Source organism: Rhodococcus marinonascens NBRC 14363 (assembly GCF_001894885.1).
Classification (GTDB): domain Bacteria; phylum Actinomycetota; class Actinomycetes; order Mycobacteriales; family Mycobacteriaceae; genus Rhodococcus_F; species Rhodococcus_F marinonascens.
Map to the genome: position 1 here is coordinate 1 of NZ_BCXB01000112.1, position 1,664 is coordinate 1,664.

Here is a 1,664-nt window from a genome sequence, read left to right on the forward strand (position 1 = left end):
TTACCGAGTCGACCCCGCACGAAAGATCCATCGGGCCAGTTCGTTCCATAGGTTACCGCAGATAAAGAGCTAGTATCCGCGATAATTCCTAAGCGCCGGATCGGGCGGTTCTGTTCCTCGACTCCCGGAACCGACCGACCCGGATGCGTGAGTTGCTCAGTACCGATCGACGGTCGGCGGCGAAGGGATCGGGTATCCCGATTCGCCGACGGTGTCGTTGAACGCGCGCTCCCACGAGCCGTCCGCGATCATCTCGTCGATGGCGTCGTTGATCTTGGCACGGGCCTCGTCGTCGCCCTTGGCGAGGCCGATTCCGTAGCGCTCCTGGGTGAAGGGCTCGCCGACAACCTTGAGTTCGCCGGGGTATCGCGCGGCGTATCCGGCGAGGATGATGTCGTCGGTTGTCAGGGCGTCGACTGCGCCGTTACGCAGTGCCTCGACACATGCGGAGTACGTGTCGAACTCCTGCAGTTGCACGTCCTGGGCGAAGTCGTCCTTGATCTTCTGCGCAGACGTGGAGCCGGAAACCGAGCACAACTTCTTGGCGTCGCTGAGCGAATCGGGGCCGGTGATGTCGGTGTTGTCGGACTGCACCAGGAGTGACTGTCCGGCGACGTAATACGGCCCGGCGAAGTCGACCTTCTCCTTGCGCGCATCGGTGATCGTGTAGGTCGCGGCGACGAAGTCGACCTCGCCGTTCTGGATCAGGGTCTCCTTCTGAGGCGACGGGGCTTCCTTGTACGTGATGTTCTCGGGCGTGACTCCCAGTTTGCCGGCGACATACTTGGCGACCTCGATGTCGAAGCCGGTGAAGGTCCGATCGGGGTTGCGCAACCCTAGGCCGGGCTGGTCGTACTTGATGCCGACGGTGAGGGTGCCCTCGGACGCGCTCTGCAGGACGTTTTTCGGCTCACCTCCGCCGCATGCGGATGCGACGACGGCGAGCGCCATGACGCCGATTCCCACACGAATCGAGTGATTGATCTTCATACAAATCTTCCAATCAAGGTGTCGGTGATTATGCCGTAAGTGGGGTGGCTTCGGCTACGTGCAAGTCCGCGGGGACCCCCGATCCTCACAGGACGCCGACCGGCCCGGTTCGACCGCGACCTCGACGGTGTCACCGTGGAACGCGGTGCGCCGCTGCCCGTCTTCCTTCTTCCTTCTTCCTCGCCATCCCGCCCGCAATACCTAGATCGCCATCCATGTGCTGTACCCGGCTTATGCCGTCGTCTTCGCTGATTCCGTGTTTGAGTGCGGAGTTGTGCGTCTTCACGCGACCTGCGTCCAGGCGCGCACTGCTTCTCGAATCGCTTCTGACCTGGAAACATGTTCTTGTTCTGCCCGAACGTTCAATGCCTGCAGTAGGGCCGCGTCCATCCGCACGGGCACCACAGTTCCTGGTCCGTCCCCTATGGTCGGCCGACCTCGTTTACGTAGCTTCTCGACGTCGTAGCCGACTTCCGCCTCATCCGCCCACTCCTGGATCGTCTCGTCGGTGACGGGTGTTCCGTTGATCGTCTCGTCAGCCATACCCATTAGTGTAATACGAAACTCGGCTCCTTGGCCGGGGCTCAGCGCCCATGCGGCGGAGGCCTCTGCGATCGACAAGCGAGACACACACGACGGCCGGGCATCGGGCATGCCACACGGGCACCGGGGTG

The 1,664-nt window shown here is 62.3% G+C and carries 2 protein-coding genes; both read right to left on the bottom strand.

Annotated features, from left to right (window positions below):
* Window positions 1-156: 156 nt before the first annotated feature.
* Complete coding sequence (locus RM2_RS23040) at window positions 157-990, bottom strand: glutamate ABC transporter substrate-binding protein (protein ID WP_072691765.1); 834 nt, start codon at window positions 988-990, stop codon at window positions 157-159.
* 282 nt (window positions 991-1,272) lie between these two features.
* Window positions 1,273-1,533: a ribbon-helix-helix domain-containing protein gene (locus RM2_RS23045; RefSeq protein ID WP_072688341.1), complete on the bottom strand. Its 261-nt coding sequence runs from the start codon at window positions 1,531-1,533 to the stop codon at window positions 1,273-1,275.
* Window positions 1,534-1,664: the final 131 nt, after the last annotated feature.